This is a genomic window from Roseivivax marinus, from assembly GCF_900109705.1.
In the GTDB taxonomy this organism is placed as follows: Bacteria; Pseudomonadota; Alphaproteobacteria; order Rhodobacterales; family Rhodobacteraceae; genus Roseivivax; species Roseivivax marinus.
On record NZ_FOAI01000006.1, the window covers coordinates 207249 to 224845 of the forward strand.

Here is a 17597-nt window from a genome sequence, read left to right on the forward strand (position 1 = left end):
TTACATTCCAAGCGCCATGACAGACGAGTCCGTTTCCTCCCGTCCGCGCCTGATGCGCATGATCGAAGCCGGCGTGCCCCGCAAGGCCCTGCGCGACTTGAAAAATCGCGTGCTTTACGGACGGGACGCGCCGCTGTCGGACGAATGCGTCTGGATCGACCCGCGCGAGATCACGGGAATCTACGCCCGCGGCGGCAAGACCGTCTTTCGCCGGCGCCACAGCGGCACCGTCGCGGACGGAGACTGGGACCTGTCCTGGCGACCCATCGACGAAGCCAAGAAGATCGCCGCCTGCAATCGCCATTTCGTTCAGGGTGAGAGCTGGGAGGAAACCGGCATCATCGACGAGATGATGGCGCGGATCGCCCGCGCCGGGGTGTTCGACGGCTGCCGCACGCGAGAGGACGTGCACCGGCGCTACGAACGGATCGACCGGATGTACGAGGAGATCGCGCGTGTCCGGCGTCTCGAGCCGGTGATCTCGCGGCCCGAGCGCTTCCGTCGCGAGCATGGTGGCGTACTCGTGCATATCGACCGGACCGGCCGCCCGATGCTGGCCGGCAACGGCAATCACCGGCTTGCCATCGCGCGCATCCTCGGGCTGGAGCGCATTCCCGCGCAGATCGGCGCGATCCACCGGCAGGCGCTCGAGGCGGGCGTGATGACGGACCTGCGCCGCCCGGCGTAAGCCGCCTGTCAGGCTCTGCCCAGTGCCGCCTTCACCTGCGCCACGAAATCCTCGCCGCGCTTCTCGAAATTGTCGTACTGGTCGAAGCTGGCCGCGGACGGCGCCAGCAGCACGGTCTCGCCGGGCTGCGCTTCCGCGACGGCACGCGCGACGGCCTGCGCCATCGTGGTGCAGACCTCGGCCTCCACGCCCTTGAGCTCGAGCGAGAACGCCGCCGCCTCGCGCCCGATGACGTAGGCCTTCTCGACGTGGCCGAAGCCCGGCTCCAGCGCGCCGAGCCCGCCTTCCTTCATCAGGCCGCCGCAGATCCAGCGCACCTTGTCGAAGGCCTGCAGCGCCTTCAGCGCGCTGTCCACGTTGGTGGCCTTGGAGTCGTTGACGTAGGTGACGCCGTCCGCCTCGGCGACGATCTGGCTCCGGTGAGGCAGCCCCTCGAAGCTGTGGAAACCGGCTTCGATCTGGCGCGGACCGAGCCCCAGCGCCCGGCACGCGGCATAGGCGGCGCAGGCGTTCTGGTGATTGTGCGCGCCCGGAAGGCCGCGCACCTGGCGCAAGTCGATGGAGCCCACCTGCCGGCCCTTGCGCCATTCAGTGAGGAAGCCCTTGCGTGCGAAGACCTGCCAGCCGGGTCCCGACAGCTTGCGCCCGGCCGAAACCCGGATCACCCGGTCGTCGGCGGACGCGGTGGCCAGTTGGTTGGCGAGGAAGCGGCCCTCGGACTCGTCCACGCCGACCACCGCACGGTCGGGGCCGCCCTCGGCGAAAAGCCTGCGCTTGGCCGCGAAATAGCCGCCCTGCCCGCCGTGGCGATCGAGGTGGTCCGGCGTGAGATTGGTGAAGACCGCGATGTCGGGGGTCAGGGCGCGGGCCAGCTCGGTCTGGTAGGACGACAGCTCCAGCACCACGACGCCGGCCTCTCCGGGGGCGTCTATATCCAGAACACCGCGCCCGATATTGCCGGCCAGCTGCGCGGGGCGGCCCGCCTCTTCCAGCACGTGGTGGATCAGCGCCGACGTGGTGGACTTGCCGTTCGACCCGGTGACCGCGACCACCTTGGGCGGGGTGTCGAGCGAATCCCACGCCCCCTGCCCCAGCGCGCGGAAGAACAGGCCGATGTCGTTGTCGACGGGCACCCCCGCCTCCATCGCCGCGGCGATGGCCGGGTTCGGCGCCGGGTAAAGATGCGGGATGCCGGGCGAGACGACCATCATGGTCACCGCCGCCAGCGCGCCCGCGCGCGTGGGGTCGGCGATCTCGAAGCCCTCGGCCTCGGCCCGCGCCCGCGCGTCGGGGTTGTCGTCCCACAGGACAGGCACCGCCCCGCCGGCGCGCAGCGCCCGCGCGGCGGACAGGCCCGACCGGCCGAGACCCAGGATGGCGACGCGCTCGCCCGCGTGTCCGTGCACCGCAATCATGGCGTCACCGGACCTTGAGGGTGGCGAGACCGATCATCGCGAGGATAAGCGCGATGATCCAGAACCGGATCACGATCTGCGGCTCGGCCCACCCCTTCTTTTCGTAGTGGTGGTGGATCGGCGCCATCAGGAACACACGCTTGCCCGTGCGCTTGAAGTACATCACCTGGATGATGACCGACAACGCCTCCACCACGAAGAGCCCGCCGACGATGGCCAGCACGATCTCGTGCTTGGTGGCCACCGCGATGGCCCCGAGCGCGCCCCCGAGCGCGAGCGAGCCCGTGTCGCCCATGAAGACCGCCGCGGGCGGCGCATTGTACCACAAAAAGCCCAGCCCTCCGCCGAAAAGCGCGGCGCAGAAGATCAGGATCTCGCCGGTGCCGGGCACGTAGTGCACGTCGAGATACTCGGTGAAGTCAACGCGGCCCACGGCGTAGGCAATGATGCCCAGCGTGCCGCCCGCGATCATCACCGGCATGATCGCCAGACCGTCGAGCCCGTCTGTCAGGTTCACCGCGTTCGCCGCGCCCACGATCACGATCATCGCGAAGGGCACAAAGAAATAGCCGAGATGGATCAGCGTGTTCTTGAACACCGGCAGTGCAAGGTTTCCGGTCAGCTCAGGCGGATGGAAGAGCGAGGCCCAGTAGCCCGCGACGCCGGCGATCAGGAAGCCCAGCAGAAGCCGCATCTTGGACGACAGCCCGGCCGCGTTCTGCTTGGTGACTTTCGCGTAGTCGTCGGCAAAGCCGATCGCCGCGTAGCAGATCGTCACGAACAGGACCATCCACACGAACGGGTTGTCCAGACGTGCCCAGAGCACCGTGGAGGTCAGCAACGCGCCCACGATCAGCAGACCGCCCATGGTCGGCGTGCCGGCTTTGGACATGTGGGTTTCGGGGCCGTCCGTGCGGATCGGCTGGCCCTTGCCCTGCCGCCGCCGCAGCACGTTGATCAGCGGATTTCCGAACAGGAACCCGAACAGCAATGCCGTCAGGAACGCGCCGCCGGCGCGGAACGTGATGTAGCGGAAAAGGTTGAACGCCCCGCCGCCGTCCGAAAGCTCGGTCAGCCAGAATAGCATCCGTCGTCTCCCACCTGTCCTGTTCGTGGTTTCCGGTCGCGCGCCCCGCCGGGGCACCCCCGCGGCGCGGCACGCTCTTCGTCGCTGCGCTCAGGCGTCCGGGACGCTGGCGCCTTCGCCCAATTTCTTGATTGCGTCAACCAGACGCGGGAGGCCCATGTACTTGGACGCCTTGATGAGCACCACGTCGCCGGCGTCGAGGTCGCGGCGCAGCGTCTGCTCCATCTCGGCCGCGGTCTCGGTCCAGCGCCCGCGCCGTTCGGCGGGCAGCCCATCGTAGAGGTTCCGCATCAGCGGCCCCACGCAGTGCACGGTATCGATGCGCTTCATGTGGCGCGACTCGGCGAGGCCTGCATGGGCTTCGGCCTCGCCCGCGCCAAGCTCGCCCATGTCGCCGAGATAGGCGATGCGCCGGCCCCGGGCGACGCGGCCAACGTCGTCCACGGTGCGGGCGGCGGCCAGCACCTCGAGCGCGGCCTCCATCGAGGTCGGATTGGCGTTGTAGGCGTCGTCGATCAGCTCGAGCGTCGCGCGGCTGTCGACGAGGTCGAGCGCCACGACCTCTCGCAGGCCGCGGCCGGCCGGCGGGGTCCATCGGCCGAGATCGCCCAGCGCGGTCGCCTGGTCGAGACCCAGCACCTGCGCGGTCGCCAGCACGGCCATCGCGTTGACGGCGAAGTGACGGCCCGGCGCGCCCACCTTGTAGAGCACCGGTGCGCGCCACACCCGGCCCTCGGACACGGTGTGGCGGTCGCCGATGCGGATGTCGGTGACGCGGTGGTGGCAGGCGGCGGTCTCGCCGAAGGTCCGAACGGCGGCACCGGCGGCCAGCGCCGCGGCCTCCAGGATCGGAGACGTCTCGAGATCACCCTTGAAGATCGCCATGCCGCCGGGCTTCAGACCCTCGAAGATCGCCGCCTTCTCGTGGGCGATGCCCTCGATCCCGTCGAAGGCCGCGAGGTGGGCGGCGGCGACGGTGGTCACGATCGCCACGTCCGGCTGGGCCATGCGCGCCAGCGGCGCGATCTCGCCGGGGTGGTTCATGCCGATCTCGATCACCGCGAACTCGGTGTCCGCGGGCATCCGCGCAAGCGTCAGCGGCACGCCCCAGTGGTTGTTGTAGGAGGCTTCGGCGGCATGGGTGCGGCCCTGGCCGCCCAGCACCTGGCGCAGCATCTCCTTGGTCGAGGTCTTGCCAACCGAACCGGTGACCGCCACGACCTTCGCCCTGGTCCGCGTCCGCGCCCTGCGACCCAGCGCCTCGAGCCCCGAAAGCACCTCGTCCACCATGAGAAGCGGCGCATCCTCGGGCACCCCCTCGGGGCGGTGCGTGACGAGCGCGGCGGCCGCTCCCTTCTCGAGCGCCTGCGCAACGAAATCGTGCCCGTCCCGCACGTCCTTCAGCGCCACGAAAAGGTCGCCCCGGCGCAGGGTCCGGGTGTCGATCGAAACACCCCGCGCAGTCCAGTCGGTCGGCCCGGCCAGCCGTCCGCCGGTGGCCGCCTGCGCCTCGTCCGCGGTCCAGAGCACGCTCATGCTCCCGTACCGTCAAGGGCCGACACCGCGACCGACGCCTGCTCCGCATCGTCGAAGGGATAGGTGGTGTCGCCCACCACCTGCCCGGTCTCGTGCCCCTTGCCGCAGATCAGCAGCGCGTCGCCCGGACCCAGCGCATCGACCCCGCGCAGGATCGCCTCGGCGCGGTCTCCGACCTCGATGGCGTCCGGGGCGCCCTCCATCACCGCGGCGCGGATCGAAGCCGGGTCCTCCGAGCGCGGGTTGTCGTCCGTGACGATCACGAGATCGGCGTTCGCGGCCGCCGCCGCCCCCATCAGGGGCCGCTTGGTCCGGTCACGGTCGCCGCCCGCGCCGATCACCGCCACGAGCCGCCCCATGACGTGAGGACGCAGCGCGGTGATCGCCGTCTCGACGGCGCCGGGCGTGTGGGCATAGTCCACGAACACGGTCGCGCCGTTCTCGCGCGTGGCGGCGAGCTGCATCCGCCCCCGCACCGTCGACAGGCGCGGCAGCACGGCGAAGACCTCGTCGGCCTCGGCGCCGCAGGCCATGGCGAGGCCGGCCGCAAGCAGCACGTTTTCGGCCTGGAAGCCGCCGATCAGCGGCAGGGACACCTGCCGCACCACGGCGTCGTGACGAACCCGCACGGTCTGGCCCGCCGCCTCGAAGCGCTGCCCCATAAGGCAAATGTCGGCCCCCTCTTCGCGCCCGACGGTAATCAGCTGCTGGCCCCGCGCATGGGCGATCGCGGCCATGTCGACGCCCCGCGCGTCCTCGAGGTTGATGACCGCGGTGCCGTCCTCGGGCAGGACGCGGGCGAACAGCCCGGCCTTGGCTGCGAAGTAGGCGTCGAAGCTGTCGTGGTAGTCGAGGTGATCCTGGCTGAAGTTGGTGAACGCCGCCGCGGTCAGCGTGACGCCGTCGAGCCGGCGTTGCTCCAGCCCGTGGGACGAGGCCTCCATCGCGGCGCATTCGACGCCCGCTTCGTGCGCCGCGGCGAGCGCGCGGTGCAGGGTGATCGGCTCGGGCGTGGTGTGGCGCAGAGGCGCGTGCCAGTCGCCCTCCACCCCGGTGGTGCCGAGGTTGATGGCACGCACGCCGAGTTCCTGCCAGATCATCCGGGTAAAGGCCGCGACCGAGGTCTTGCCGTTGGTGCCGGTCACCGCGACCATCGTTTCGGGCTGGGCGCCGAACCACAGCGCGGCAGTCATCGCCAGCGCCTGGCGCGGATCGGCGGCCACGATCAGGGCGGTGTCGTGCTCGGCCACGGCCTCGGCGGCGATCTCGGCACCCTCGGCGTCGGTCAGAAGCGCCACCGCCCCCTGCGCCAGCGCCGCGCGGGCGAATTCCGCACCGTGGATCCGCGTTCCCCGCATCGCCGCGAACAGCGTGCCCGGCCCGGCCTCGCGGCTGTCGACGACAAGGCCCGAGACGCGGACGTCGCGCCCGCCACGGGCGGTCAGGCCCAGCTCGCCCAGTGACTTCTCGATACCGCTCACGCTCTGCCCCCGGCTCATGTCGCCCTCCGTTTTGAACGGGATCTATCAGGTGGCGCACCGCGGCGGAAGGCCCGGCGACGGCGGAACCCCGCCTGTCTTTGGGCGTCAAATACCTCGGGAGCGCGAGGGCAGCGCCCTCGCTCCGCCGTGGCCCTCACGCGCCCGCCATGCCGTCCCGGGACCGCCCCCGTCGACGCCGAACCGCCCTCAGTTCCGCGCCAGCGTCAGACCGGTCTCGGTGGAAAAGTCCGGGCGCAGGTCGAGAAGCGGCGCGATGCGCGTGATCATCTCGCGCGCCACCGGCACCGCGGTCCAGCCGGCGGTGCGGCGCGGACGGTCGCCGGTGGTGTCCACGGGCTCGTCCAGGGTGACGATCAGGACGTATTTCGGGTCGGTCGCCGGGAACATCGAGGCGAAGGTCGCGATGACCTTGTCCTTGTAGTAGCCGCCGCCGCGCTCCTTGGGCTTGTCGGCGGTGCCGGTCTTGCCCGCCACGTGGTAGCCCGCGACCTCGGCGAAGCTCGCCGTGCCCTCGGTGACCACCTTGCGCAGCATCACCTGTGCCGCGGAGGCCGCTGCCTCGCCCATCACGCGCGGCCCGTATTGCGGACCGGACTGCTTGAGCAGGGTCGGCTTCACCTTGCGACCACCATTGGCGATGGCCGCGTAACCCGCGGCGAGGTGCAGCGGAGAGCTGGACAGGCCGTGGCCGTAGGAGATCGTCACGCTCGACAGGTCGGTCCATTTCGCCGGCAGCAGCGGCTTGCCTCCCTTGGCCTCGACGATCTCGAACGGCGTGGGCTCGAAGAAGCCGAGGTCCTTGAGGAAATCCTGCTGGCGCTTCTGCCCGATCGAAAGCGCCAGACGGGCGGTCCCCCGGTTGGACGAGTTGATGATGACTTCCTCGACGGTCTGCATCCCGTAGTTCTTGTTGCGGAACTCGCCGATGCGGAATCCGCCCACCTTGAGCGGCGGGTTGGTGTCGATCACCGTCTGCGCATTGACCAGCCCCAGATCGATGGCCTGCGCGGCGGCGAAGATCTTGAAGGCCGAGCCCAGCTCGTACACGCCCTGCACCGCACGATTGAAGAGCGGGCTGTCCGACGGCGATCCTTGCGTCGGCGGCAGCGGGCGCGAGTTCGGATCGAAGTCCGGCAGCGACGCGACCGAGATCACCTCGCCGGAATGTACGTCCATCAGAACGGCCGCGGCGCCGCGGGCGTTCATCAGCATCATGCCGCCCTTGAGCACGCGCTCGACCGCGGCCTGCACGGTCAGGTCGATCGACAGCTCGAGCGGGCGGCCCTCGCGGGCCGGGTCGCGCAGTTCGTCGTCGAAATACTTCTCGATCCCGGCCGACCCCACGACCTCGGCCCAGCGCACGTCCTCGTGGCCGAAGCGCGTGCCGCCGAGAATGTGGCTCGCAAGCTTGCCGTTCGGGTAGAGCCGCATGTCCCGCGGGCCGAACAGCAGGCCCGGCTCACCGATGTCGTGAACCGCCTGCTTCTGTTCGGGCGACAGCGTCTTGCGCACCCAGACGAACTTTCGCTTGCCGGTGAAGTCCTTGAGAAGGCGCTCTTTCTCCATCTCGGGGAAGATCTTGACCAGCTCGTCCGCGGCGCGCTCGGGCTCGATCATCTGCTGGGGATGGGCGTAGAGCGAATGCGTCTCCATGTTGGTCGCGAGGATACGGCCCCGCCGGTCGACGATGTCCGCGCGGCCGGTCACGATGGCGGCGCCTGACGCCTGCGCGCGGGGCTCGGCGGGCTCGGACCCGGCCAGCACGCCCATGCGCGCCCCGATCACCGAGAACGCGCAGAAGAACAGCACGCCCAGAACCAGCAGCCGGCTCTCCGCGCGGGCGCGGGCCTTGTCGCGCATCTGCTCGTGACGGATGCGCAGGTTCTCGCGTTCGATGGCGTCGGGGTTTTCTCCCTTGCCGCGGGCATCGAGGATGCGGGCGAGCGGGCGAAGCGGCGTGCGGATCATGGCTCGGCTCCCTGGCTGGAGATGTCGACGGGCTCCTCGATCTCGAGCCCGGTCTCGGTCGGCTGCGGATAGGCGACCTGGTCCACGCGCCCGAACTGGTCGGGGTGGAACGGCAGAAGACCCAGCCGGTCGAAGTTGATCTCGGCGAGGTCGCGCAGGCGCTCGGGCCGGTTCAGGTAGGCCCATTCCGCGCGCAGCATCGACAGCCGCTCGTGTGCGCGGCCGATCTCGCGGGCGTAGTGCTCCGATTCGGACAGCACCGCCTGCGTCTTGTAGTTCTCGTGGTAGGCCCAGAAGCCCAGGCCGATCACGGCCAGCGCGGTGAGGACGTAGACGAAGGTGCGCATCAGCGGGTCTCCTTGAGGCGCGGCATCGCAATGTCGGACGGGTCGAGCACGCCCGCGGGCGCCTCGGTGCGGCGCGCGAGCCGCAGCTTGGCAGAGCGCGCGCGGGGGTTGGCGTCAAGCTCGTCACGGTCGGCACCGATGGCCTTCTTCGACAGAAGGTCGAATTGAGGATCGGGCTCCTCGATCTGCGGCTGGAATCGGTTGGCGCGGCCGGTCTGCCCGGCGCGCGACTGCAGGAACCGCTTCACCATGCGGTCCTCGACCGAGTGGAACGTGACCACCGCCAGCAGCCCGCCCGGCGCCAGCGCGCGCTCGGCGGCCGCCAGACCTTCGTGCAGCGCGGCGTACTCGTCGTTGACCGCGATCCGCAGCGCCTGGAACGAGCGCGTGGCAGGATGGGACTGGCCGGGCTTGGGGCGCGGCAGGCAACCTTCGACGATCTCGGACAGGCGCAGGGTGGTTTCGATCGGCGCCTCGGCGCGTTCGCGCACGATGGCCCGCGCGATCCGGCGCGAGGCGCGCTCTTCCCCGTAGGTGAAGAGGATGTCCGCCAGCTGGACTTCGGTCAGTTCGTTCACGAGATCGGCGGCCGACGGCCCGTCCTGGCTCATCCGCATGTCGAGCGGGCCGTCCTTCTGAAAGGAAAAGCCGCGCTCGGCGCGGTCGAGCTGCATCGACGACACGCCGAGATCCAGCACCACGCCGTCCACGTCGGACGCAACCGTGTCGAGATTCGCGAAGTTCTCCTGCACGAGTCGCAGCCGGTCGCCGTAGTCGGCGGCCCAGGGCGCGGCCAACTCGTGGGCCAGCGGGTCGCGGTCGATGCCGTAGACGGTGCCCGCCCCGGCCTCGAGCAGGGCGCGGGCATAGCCCCCTGCCCCGAAGGTGCCGTCGATCCAGACACCCCGGACCGGCGCGGCCGCCTCGAGGATGGGACGCAACAGGACCGGAACGTGAGGCGCGGCCATTTACGCCACCTCCTCGTCGTCCTCGTCGTCGAGCAGTTCCAGCGGATCGAAGTCGTCGGGCATCGACTCGAGGAAGGCCTCGGTCTTCGACAGCTCTTCCTCGCGGTAGGTCTGCGGCTCCCACATCTGGAAGGTATCGACGTTCGACGCGAACTGGATTTCACCCGAGATGCCGAGCTTCTCGCGCAGCTTCTGGGTCAGCACGATGCGGCCGGTGTTGTCGATGGTGGTGGTCATGCTCTGCGACGAGAACAGGCGCTCGAGCACGCGACGCTTCTGACTGCCCCGCTTCATGCGCGAAATGCGGTCCTCGACCGCTTCGAACTCTTCGATGGTGTAGCACTCGAGGCACTTGGAGCGGTGGTCGCCGTAGACGATGACCAGGCTCGGGCCGGTCTCTGCGCCGGCAGCCCAGTCGGGATCGCCCGCTTCGAGCACACGGCGATAGGAGGGGGGGATCGAGACACGGCCCTTGCCATCGACCTTGTTGGTACTCTCGCCCCTGAACCTCAGCCGTCGGCCCACGCCGCTAGCCCTTTCCTGCCCCCGAAACGAAATACGGCGGGTCGATCAGCTGCCATTGATCGACCCGCCGCTTGGTCCCGCGTTGCGGGAGGATCCGAGAGCGCGCGCCACCTGGGGGGATGTCTGCTCGCCCGCGCCGCTCGAATTCCATTTGTCCTTGAGAAACAGTTGCCTGTAGAAACCTGCCTCGGTTTTTTTCATTGCGGATTGTTGCGTTGTTCCGCTGTTTGTCTGCTTCCCTTCGGATGAGTTAGGTATGGCATGGGAAACGCCTCCCCTCAACGGGAAAAGTTGGGACGACTACAGAATCTTGTTCACAGGCACTGTGGATAACCAGATGTGGATCGCGGCGGATCACGGAAATGAGAGCTTATCTTGCGCCGAGCTCGTCAAGATCGACTAGATGTTCCGCCTGACTGGCCAAATTCCGCCCAGATCAAACCCCGATCTGGAGCCTATCATGCCTCTGCAAAAGCGTGGCAATTTGGGCACAAACTCCGCGGCACGGCCAATGTTCCCGCTTCGGTCCACGATTCGAACGATCTGCTTCATTCGAATCCCGGGCGAGTCCCACTGCGGACCATCGTCGCCCGGCATTTCGACAGCCAATTCAGCCCCTGATCCCAACCAATCCCATGCTTTGTCCCATACGGTCCCAATCCGGACCCCGAATCCCGCCCGGCGCGGCCGGAATTCGGGCGCATGGCGGTTCGGTCTTGCGCGGAACGCCCCCCTTCCGTAGCAGGAAGGCGCTCAGGTCCGGCACATGCCGGTGAAAAGGGAACGCGGTGCGACGCCGCGGCTGCCCCCGCAACTGTAAGCGGTGAGCGCGACCGGAAGATGCCACTGGGGCCAACGCGGCCCCGGGAAGGCCCGGCCCGCGCGACGACCCGCGAAGCCAGGAGACCTGCCAGAGCGATCACCCTACCCGTCGCGGGGCGCGGCAGCGGTAACGGTTCTTCCGTCGCGGTGACATCACTTCGCCGTCTGCGGAAGGGTCATCCCCTCTCCGAAGACCTGTCGTACCATGCGGTCCCATCCGGGCCGCGCTTTGGAAAGGGAACGCGCCCATGCGTCTCTCCGTCTCTGCCGCCGCGCTCTGCGTCGCGGCCATTGCCATCTCCCGCCCCGCAGCCGCGCAGGATGAAGTCGTCGATCTCGGAACGCTCACCTTCACCGCGAACGCCGCGCCCACCGCGCTGTCCGAGACCGGCGCCACCGTCGAAGTCGTCGAGACCCAGGACCTGGAGACCGCGCCGGACCTGTCGCTGTCGGACTACCTCGACACCCTGCCGGGCGTCAGCACCACGCAGAACGGCGGGCTGGGCACCGTGGGCAGCGTGCGCCTGCGCGGCCTGCCCCCGCGCTACGTGCCGGTGGTCATCGACGGCATCGACGTCACCGACCCCACCGGCCCGCAGGTACAGTATGACTGGGGCAACCTGACCGTGGCCGGCGTGAATCGGGTCGAGGTGCTGAAGGGCTCGCAATCGGCGCTTTACGGCTCCGAGGCGATCGGCGGCGTGGTCTCCGTCACCACCGCGCGCGCGCCCGCGAGCGCGGGCACCGAAGGATCGGTCTCGCTCGAGGCGGGCAGCTACGACACCCGCCGGGGCAGCCTGAGCCTTGGCGCCGCCACCGACCGGGCGGGGATCGCGCTCAGCTTCTCGCGTGTGGTCACCGACGGATTTTCGGCGGTCGAGGCCGACGGCTACGACGAGGATGACGGCTACGAGGGGTCGCGGCTGTCGTTCGACGCCTACGTGGACGTGACCCCGGACGTCCGGCTGGGCCTGTCGGGCTTTGGCCTGACCGCCGAGGGCGAATACGATGCAACCTATGGTGCCGATCCCGAGGACGGCACGTCCGAGACCGAAACGCGCGCGATCCGCGCTTACGCCGAGGTGACCACCGGGCCGGTCGACCACTTCTTCGAGGCCACGCGCTACCGCACCGACCGCACCACCTCGGCCAACGGGTTCGAATCGTCCTTCGAGGGCGAGCGCGAGACAGTGTCATACCGCGGCAGCTGGACCGCGACCGACGCCGTCACCCTGAGCTTCGGCGCCGAACGCACCGAGGAGAGCGCCGAAAGCGCGCCCGAGGATGTCACCACCCGCGCGATCTACGCCGAGGCGCTCTGGACCGCGACGCCCGACCTCGACCTGTCGCTGGCGCTGCGCCACGACGACCATTCCGAGTTCGGCGGCGAGACCACCGCGCGCGCCGCGGCCGCCTGGCGGTTCGGCGATGGCATGACCCTGCGCGGCGTGCTCGGCTCGGGCTTCCGCGCACCCTCGCTCTACGAACTGTACAACCCGGACTACGGCAACACCGGGCTCGACCCCGAAAGCAGCCGCAGCGCCGAGATCGGCTTGCAGAAGGACTTCACCGGCGGCGCGACGGTCCGGGCGACCGCATTCTACACCGAGATCGACGACCTGATCGGCTTCGAATTCCCCGCGGGCTACATTCAGACGCCCGGAACCTCGGTGACCCAGGGGCTGGAGCTGGCGGCATCGGCGCCGCTCGGCGACCGGCTGAGCCTGCGCGGCAACTTCACCTACACGGACGCGCGCGACCAGAACGACGACCCGCTCGCCAACGTGCCGCGCTACGATCTCAACCTCGCTCTCGACGCGGCGATCACGCCGAAGCTGACCGGCACCCTGCAGGTGCGCCACGCGGCGGACTTCCCGGACGTGAACAATGCCACCTTCACCGGGCTGTCCGAAGTCGATGCGTTCACCGTGGTCAACGCGCAGGCCGCCTATCAAGTGCGCGAGGGCGTCGAGGCCTACCTGCGGATCGAGAACCTTGGCGGCGTCGAGTACCAGCGCGTGCCTGACTACGCGACCTCGGACCGCGCGGCCTATTTCGGTGTCCGTGCCTCGTTCTGAGGCCATGACCCGCGCCGTCGCGCTAGCCGTCGGGCTGGGCGCGGCGGTGCTGTCGGGCGGTGCATTTGCCCAAGACGCACCGCAGCGGGTCGTGTCGCTGAATGTCTGTACCGACCAGCTGGCGTGGCTCCTGGCGCCCGACGCGCTGGTGGCCGTGTCGACGCTGGCGCACGATCCAGCCACCTCTGCTTATGCCGCCGAGATGGCCGACGTGCCCGTCACGCCCGGCGCCGCCGAGGCGGTCGTGCTGCGAAAGCCCGACCTCGTGCTCGCCGGTACTTATACCACGCGCGCGACTGTCACGATGTTGGAGCGTCTGGGCTACCGGGTCGAGACATTCGCTCCTGTCAGCTCGCTCGACGAGGCGGTGGCCAACATGCGGCGCATGGGCGAGGTGCTGGGCCAGGAGGAGCGCGCCGCCCGGATGATCGATGCCTTCGAGAGCCGGCGCGCGCGTCTGACCCGCGACGCAGAGTCAGGCCCGCGCACCCTCTTGTATCATGCGCAGGGCCGCAGTTCGGGCGCCGGCAGCATGGCAGACGACCTCCTGCGTGCGGCAGGAATGCGGAACGTGGCGACAGAGCTGGGCCTCCCTCCCGGCGGCCGCCTGCCGCTCGAGGCCGCCGTGCTCGCCGATCCCGACCTTATCGTGGTCGGCACGCCTTACGAGGGTTTCGCCTGGGCGACCGAGATGGTCCGCCACCCCGCCCTTGCCGCCACCGGCGCCCTGCGCGACGTCCGCGACGGCGCCGACTGGAGCTGCGAGACGCCGAAATTGCTGGACGCTCTGGAACGGCTGGTGACGCTGGCCGACGAGGCGGGCACATAATGAGGTCCGCGGTCGTCACACAGGGCCATGGCGGCCAGCATCACTACGGAGTGCCGCGCGCTCAACGCGGCCAATGCGGTGAGTCCGGAGTTGCGGACGAAGCCGACAGAGAACGCTGTCACTCTGCGGAGACACTATTCCCTTTCGCGACTCGCACGCGTTCAGTCGTCGAAATCCCGCGCGGCTCGCGAGCCGGCGCCCGGATACCGGCGCGCGGAGGCGGTCTGTTTCGGCGTTCGGACACGCGCGCCGACGAGCGCGAACCGTCGACATCAGCTGGAGCGACTCGATGACGCCCGACCGCCTCCCCGCCCCGGCCCTCGCGGCGCTGCTCTCCGCGGTGACGCTGGCGCTGCTGCTGGCGTCTCTCGTCGTCGGCTACGCCGCGATTCCCATGGGCGACGCCGTCGCAGCGCTGTTCGGGATCGGCGATCCGCTCGAGGTTACTGTCATGCAGCAAATTCGCCTGCCGCGCGCCGCGCTCGCCGCGATGGTTGGGGCGTCGCTAGGACTGTCGGGCGCGGCCATGCAAGGCTTCCTGCGCAATCCGCTTGCCGAGCCGGGGCTGATCGGTGTCTCCGGCGCGGCCGCGCTCGGGGCCGTGCTGGCGCTGCAGACCGGACTGGTCGCCGCCTTCGCGCTGGCCCTGCCGCTGACCGCGCTTCTGTTCGCGATGGGCGCGGTGGGGGTGCTTCTGATGCTGGCGGGGCCACGCGGCGGGTCGCTGACACTGATCCTCGCCGGGATCGCGGTGTCGGCGCTGACGGGAGCGCTCACCGCGCTGGTTCTGAACCTGTCGCCAAACCCCTACGCCACCGCCGAGATCGTTTTCTGGATGATGGGATCGGTGTCGGACCGGTCGCTGAGCCACCTGGCGCTGGCGGCCCCGGTCATGGTGCTGGGATGGGCTGCTCTTCTGACCCTCGGGCGCGGGCTCGATGCGCTGACGCTGGGCGAGGACGCGGCGGAGGCACTTGGCGTTTCGCTGGTCCGGCTGCGCCTGACGCTTCTCTTCGGCACGGCTGCGGCTGTGGGCGCGGCGACGGCGGTGGCGGGCGCGATCGGCTTCGTGGGCCTCGTTGTGCCGCACCTTCTGCGGCCGCTGACCGGCGCGCGGCCCTCCACGCTGCTCTGGGCCTCGGCGCTCGGCGGCGCGGCGATGGTGCTCGCCGCCGACATCGCGGTGCGGGTCATTCTGCCCGCGCGCGACCTCAAGCTCGGCGTCGTCATGGCACTGATCGGCGCGCCGCTCTTCCTCCACCTGATCTGGCGCACCCGGTCGGAGGGCGCATGACCGCGCTGCGTCTGGATGCCCTTACAGTGCACCGCGGCGCCTGCCCGGTGGTCGATCACGTATCACTCGGGATCGAGCCCGGCGAGTGCGTTGGCCTGATCGGACCGAACGGCGCCGGCAAGACGACGCTCTTGCGCGCGGCGCTCGGCCTGATCCCGGCCACGGGCTCCTCGTCGCTGGCGGCCATGTCGCCGCGCGGCCGCGCCGCCGCTGCCGCGTGGCTGCCACAAGCGCGGGAGATCGCGTGGCCCGTCACCGTCGAGCGCCTGGTGACGCTGGGCCGCCTACCGCACCTGCGTCCTGGCACCCGGCTGCGCGCCGAGGACCGCGCGGCCATCGACGGCGCACTGGGGCGCATGGGGCTCACGGCTTTTGCCGGGCGCCGTGCCACCGACTTGTCGGGCGGAGAGCAGGCGCGCGCCCTGATCGCCCGCGCGCTGGCGCAGGAGGCACCGCTTCTGCTGGCCGACGAGCCGGTGGCGGGTCTCGATCCGGCGGCTCAGGTTGCCACGCTCGAGACCTTCGCGGCGCTGGCCGCCGAGGGACGCGCCGTCTTCGTGTCGCTGCACGACCTGACCCTTGCCGCGCGGCATTGCAGCCGCGTCGTGGTTTTGGATGCCGGGCGCATGGTGGCAGACGGGCCGCCGTCGGACGTGCTGACACCGGACCTGCTGGCGCAGGTGTTCCGCCTCCGCGCGCGGGTTCACCGCACCGAGAACGGCCCCCTTATCGAAACCACCGGAGTTCTGGAATGAGCGGACCCGAGCGCATCGTCTGCCTGACCGAAGAGACTGTCGAGACGCTCTACCTGCTCGGGCAGGAGCACCGCATCGCCGGGGTGACGGGCTACGCGGTGCGCCCTGCGCGCGTGCGGCGGGAGAAGCCGCGGGTCGGGGCCTTCACTTCGGCTGACATACCGAAGATCCTCGCGCTTGCGCCGGACCTCGTCCTGACATTCTCGGATCTGCAGGCGGACATCGCGCGCGCCCTGATCGCCGAGGGCGTCGAGGTTCACGCCTTCAACCAGCGCGACGTGGCCGGCATTCTTCGCATGATCCGCACGCTCGGGCGGATCGTGGACTGCGCCGGCGCGGCCGAAGCGCTGGCGGTGTCGTTCGAGGAGCGCCTCGCAGCCGTCGCCGCCGAGGCTGGCACCGGTCCCCGCCCACGCGTCTACTTCGAGGAATGGGACGACCCGATCATCACCGGTATCGGCTGGGTGTCTGACCTCATCGAGATCGCGGGTGGCACCGATTGCTTCGCGCACTTGCGCGGCTGCACGGCGGCTAAGGACCGGATCATCCTGCCCGAGGCGGTGATCGAGGCCGCGCCGGACGTCATCTTGGCCTCGTGGTGCGGCAAGAAGGTCCGCCCCGAACGTATCGCCGCGCGTCCCGGTTGGGAGACGATCTCGGCGGTTGCGCAAGGCCTGATCCACGAAATCAAGTCGCCGCTGATCCTCCAGCCCGGCCCGGCCGCGCTGAGCGATGGGCTCGACGCGATTTGTGCAGCGCTAACGGCGCGCACGGCAAACTAGTCGACTGCGCGCCACACAACCCAAGGTTATTTTCGCGCGTAAAAATTAGAGTTATACGTGCGTCAGGTTCGCGACAGGTATTCCGCACAAGCGATAAAAACGTCGCGTCACCAAAGCCCTCCCCCGGAACCATTTGGTTTTGCTGGATTTACACGTTGCGTTCCGCGCATGGCTGCCTTGTCGTCTCGGCCATTGTGCAGGTGCAGCATAGCGCTCAGATTGGGGTCAACGAAACGGACGAGACGATACGGAGACGGAAATGGCAACGCTGACGACAACGACCGCGACGACCGGCACCCTGGGTGCACGTGCGACCTCGTTCGTCGAGGCGTGGCGCGCCCGGTCGGCACAGCGCCGGGTGTACCGCGAGACCTACCGCGAGCTGTCGCGCCTGACCGGCGCGGAACTGGCGGACCTCGGCCTGCACCGGTCTCAGTTGAAATCGATCGCCTGGCAGGCAGCCCACGACGCCTGAGATAGAAAATATGATTGCGCGACGCACCTTTGGAAGAATTCCATCGAAGTGATGTTGCAGCGCAGCGAGAATGAGACAGATCAGGTTGAGCGGGCGACGAAACAAAGTCCCGCATCCTGAAATTAGACACAGCGGACCGGATGCCCGACGCATCCTCCTCCGCACCGAGCCGTGGACCCTCTCCTCCTCCCTTGGGGTTCTCGGAAACAGCGACGGCGCCTCTCCTCCTCCCTGGCGTCGTCGCACCGAACACAGCGGACCGGATGCCCGATGCATCCTCCTCCGCACCGAGCCGTGGACCCTCTCCTCCTCCCTTGGGGTTCTCGGAACCAGCGACGGCGCCTATCCTCCTCCCTGGCGTCGTCGCACCGAACACAGCGGACCCGGATGCCCGATGCATCCTCCTCCGCACCGAGCCGTGGACCCTCTCCTCCTCCCTTGGGGTTCTCGGAAACAGCGACGGCGCCTCTCCTCCTCCCTGGCGTCGTCGCACCGAACACAACGGACCGGATGCCCGATGCATCCC

General features: G+C 69.2%; 15 protein-coding genes and 1 riboswitch. Of the genes, 7 read left to right on the forward strand and 8 right to left on the reverse strand.

Annotated elements, in window-relative coordinates; genetic code table 11:
• Nucleotides 1-16: 16 nt before the first annotated feature.
• Nucleotides 17-688, forward strand: a complete 672-nt coding sequence (locus tag BMX29_RS09715; protein WP_051487724.1) for a hypothetical protein — start codon at nucleotides 17-19, stop codon at nucleotides 686-688.
• 8 nt (nucleotides 689-696) lie between these two features.
• Here BMX29_RS09715 and murD read toward each other — a convergent pair whose 3' ends face one another.
• The 8 genes from murD to mraZ all read right to left on the reverse strand — a co-directional run bounded on the left by murD (nucleotide 697) and on the right by mraZ (nucleotide 10036).
• The gene (gene murD, locus BMX29_RS09720) at nucleotides 697-2103 is read right to left on the reverse strand and encodes a UDP-N-acetylmuramoyl-L-alanine--D-glutamate ligase (protein WP_092812273.1); all 1407 of its coding nucleotides are present in this window, start codon (nucleotides 2101-2103) and stop codon (nucleotides 697-699) included.
• Nucleotides 2104-2107: 4 nt separating this feature from the next.
• Nucleotides 2108-3190 carry a phospho-N-acetylmuramoyl-pentapeptide-transferase gene (gene mraY, locus BMX29_RS09725; protein ID WP_092812275.1) on the reverse strand — a complete coding sequence of 361 codons (1083 nt, stop codon included), beginning with the start codon at nucleotides 3188-3190 and terminating at the stop codon, nucleotides 2108-2110.
• 90 nt (nucleotides 3191-3280) lie between these two features.
• Complete coding sequence (locus BMX29_RS09730) at nucleotides 3281-4726, reverse strand: UDP-N-acetylmuramoyl-tripeptide--D-alanyl-D-alanine ligase (RefSeq protein ID WP_092812277.1); 1446 nt, start codon at nucleotides 4724-4726, stop codon at nucleotides 3281-3283.
• The gene (locus tag BMX29_RS09735) at nucleotides 4723-6225 is read right to left on the reverse strand and encodes a UDP-N-acetylmuramoyl-L-alanyl-D-glutamate--2,6-diaminopimelate ligase (protein WP_092812279.1); all 1503 of its coding nucleotides are present in this window, start codon (nucleotides 6223-6225) and stop codon (nucleotides 4723-4725) included. Before BMX29_RS09735 ends, BMX29_RS09730 begins: the two co-directional genes overlap by 4 nt.
• A gap of 189 nt (nucleotides 6226-6414) precedes the next feature.
• Nucleotides 6415-8196 (reverse strand): peptidoglycan D,D-transpeptidase FtsI family protein, encoded by a 1782-nt coding sequence (locus BMX29_RS09740; RefSeq protein WP_043844670.1) that lies wholly within the window; start codon nucleotides 8194-8196, stop codon nucleotides 6415-6417.
• The gene (gene ftsL, locus BMX29_RS09745; RefSeq protein WP_043844671.1) at nucleotides 8193-8543 is read right to left on the reverse strand and encodes a cell division protein FtsL; all 351 of its coding nucleotides are present in this window, start codon (nucleotides 8541-8543) and stop codon (nucleotides 8193-8195) included. Before ftsL ends, BMX29_RS09740 begins: the two co-directional genes overlap by 4 nt.
• Nucleotides 8543-9511, reverse strand: coding sequence for a 16S rRNA (cytosine(1402)-N(4))-methyltransferase RsmH (rsmH, locus tag BMX29_RS09750; RefSeq protein ID WP_092812281.1), 969 nt, complete (start codon nucleotides 9509-9511; stop codon nucleotides 8543-8545). Before rsmH ends, ftsL begins: the two co-directional genes overlap by 1 nt.
• Nucleotides 9512-10036 (reverse strand): division/cell wall cluster transcriptional repressor MraZ, encoded by a 525-nt coding sequence (gene mraZ, locus BMX29_RS09755; RefSeq protein ID WP_175471170.1) that lies wholly within the window; start codon nucleotides 10034-10036, stop codon nucleotides 9512-9514.
• A 738-nt stretch (nucleotides 10037-10774) separates the two neighbouring features.
• A riboswitch (cobalamin riboswitch) is annotated at nucleotides 10775-10965 on the forward strand.
• A 141-nt stretch (nucleotides 10966-11106) separates the two neighbouring features.
• Between mraZ and BMX29_RS09760 the strand changes: the two genes are divergently transcribed.
• The 6 genes from BMX29_RS09760 to BMX29_RS09785 all read left to right on the forward strand — a co-directional run bounded on the left by BMX29_RS09760 (nucleotide 11107) and on the right by BMX29_RS09785 (nucleotide 17071).
• On the forward strand, nucleotides 11107-12936 hold the full coding sequence (locus tag BMX29_RS09760; RefSeq protein WP_092812283.1) for a TonB-dependent receptor plug domain-containing protein: 1830 nt from the start codon (nucleotides 11107-11109) through the stop codon (nucleotides 12934-12936).
• Nucleotides 12937-12940: 4 nt separating this feature from the next.
• Nucleotides 12941-13765 (forward strand): ABC transporter substrate-binding protein, encoded by an 825-nt coding sequence (locus BMX29_RS09765; RefSeq protein ID WP_092812285.1) that lies wholly within the window; start codon nucleotides 12941-12943, stop codon nucleotides 13763-13765.
• Nucleotides 13766-14054: 289 nt separating this feature from the next.
• Complete coding sequence (locus BMX29_RS09770; protein ID WP_092812287.1) at nucleotides 14055-15059, forward strand: FecCD family ABC transporter permease; 1005 nt, start codon at nucleotides 14055-14057, stop codon at nucleotides 15057-15059.
• Nucleotides 15056-15814 (forward strand): ABC transporter ATP-binding protein, encoded by a 759-nt coding sequence (locus BMX29_RS09775; protein WP_092812289.1) that lies wholly within the window; start codon nucleotides 15056-15058, stop codon nucleotides 15812-15814. Before BMX29_RS09770 ends, BMX29_RS09775 begins: the two co-directional genes overlap by 4 nt.
• Nucleotides 15811-16596 (forward strand): cobalamin-binding protein, encoded by a 786-nt coding sequence (locus BMX29_RS09780; protein WP_092812291.1) that lies wholly within the window; start codon nucleotides 15811-15813, stop codon nucleotides 16594-16596. Before BMX29_RS09775 ends, BMX29_RS09780 begins: the two co-directional genes overlap by 4 nt.
• 259 nt (nucleotides 16597-16855) lie before the next feature.
• Nucleotides 16856-17071 (forward strand): DUF1127 domain-containing protein, encoded by a 216-nt coding sequence (locus BMX29_RS09785; RefSeq protein WP_043844678.1) that lies wholly within the window; start codon nucleotides 16856-16858, stop codon nucleotides 17069-17071.
• Nucleotides 17072-17597: the final 526 nt, after the last annotated feature.

Coding starts and splice junctions, on each gene's coding strand:
- ftsL (WP_043844671.1), bottom strand. CDS start 8,543: ATGCGCACCTTCGTCTACGTCCTCACCGCGCTGGCCGTGATCGGCCTG.
- BMX29_RS09775 (WP_092812289.1), top strand. CDS start 15,056: ATGACCGCGCTGCGTCTGGATGCCCTTACAGTGCACCGCGGCGCCTGC.
- murD (WP_092812273.1), bottom strand. CDS start 2,103: ATGATTGCGGTGCACGGACACGCGGGCGAGCGCGTCGCCATCCTGGGT.
- BMX29_RS09740 (WP_043844670.1), bottom strand. CDS start 8,196: ATGATCCGCACGCCGCTTCGCCCGCTCGCCCGCATCCTCGATGCCCGC.
- BMX29_RS09785 (WP_043844678.1), top strand. CDS start 16,856: ATGGCAACGCTGACGACAACGACCGCGACGACCGGCACCCTGGGTGCA.
- BMX29_RS09760 (WP_092812283.1), top strand. CDS start 11,107: ATGCGTCTCTCCGTCTCTGCCGCCGCGCTCTGCGTCGCGGCCATTGCC.
- BMX29_RS09730 (WP_092812277.1), bottom strand. CDS start 4,726: ATGAGCGTGCTCTGGACCGCGGACGAGGCGCAGGCGGCCACCGGCGGA.
- mraY (WP_092812275.1), bottom strand. CDS start 3,190: ATGCTATTCTGGCTGACCGAGCTTTCGGACGGCGGCGGGGCGTTCAAC.
- BMX29_RS09765 (WP_092812285.1), top strand. CDS start 12,941: ATGACCCGCGCCGTCGCGCTAGCCGTCGGGCTGGGCGCGGCGGTGCTG.
- BMX29_RS09780 (WP_092812291.1), top strand. CDS start 15,811: ATGAGCGGACCCGAGCGCATCGTCTGCCTGACCGAAGAGACTGTCGAG.
- BMX29_RS09770 (WP_092812287.1), top strand. CDS start 14,055: ATGACGCCCGACCGCCTCCCCGCCCCGGCCCTCGCGGCGCTGCTCTCC.
- BMX29_RS09735 (WP_092812279.1), bottom strand. CDS start 6,225: ATGAGCCGGGGGCAGAGCGTGAGCGGTATCGAGAAGTCACTGGGCGAG.
- rsmH (WP_092812281.1), bottom strand. CDS start 9,511: ATGGCCGCGCCTCACGTTCCGGTCCTGTTGCGTCCCATCCTCGAGGCG.
- BMX29_RS09715 (WP_051487724.1), top strand. CDS start 17: ATGACAGACGAGTCCGTTTCCTCCCGTCCGCGCCTGATGCGCATGATC.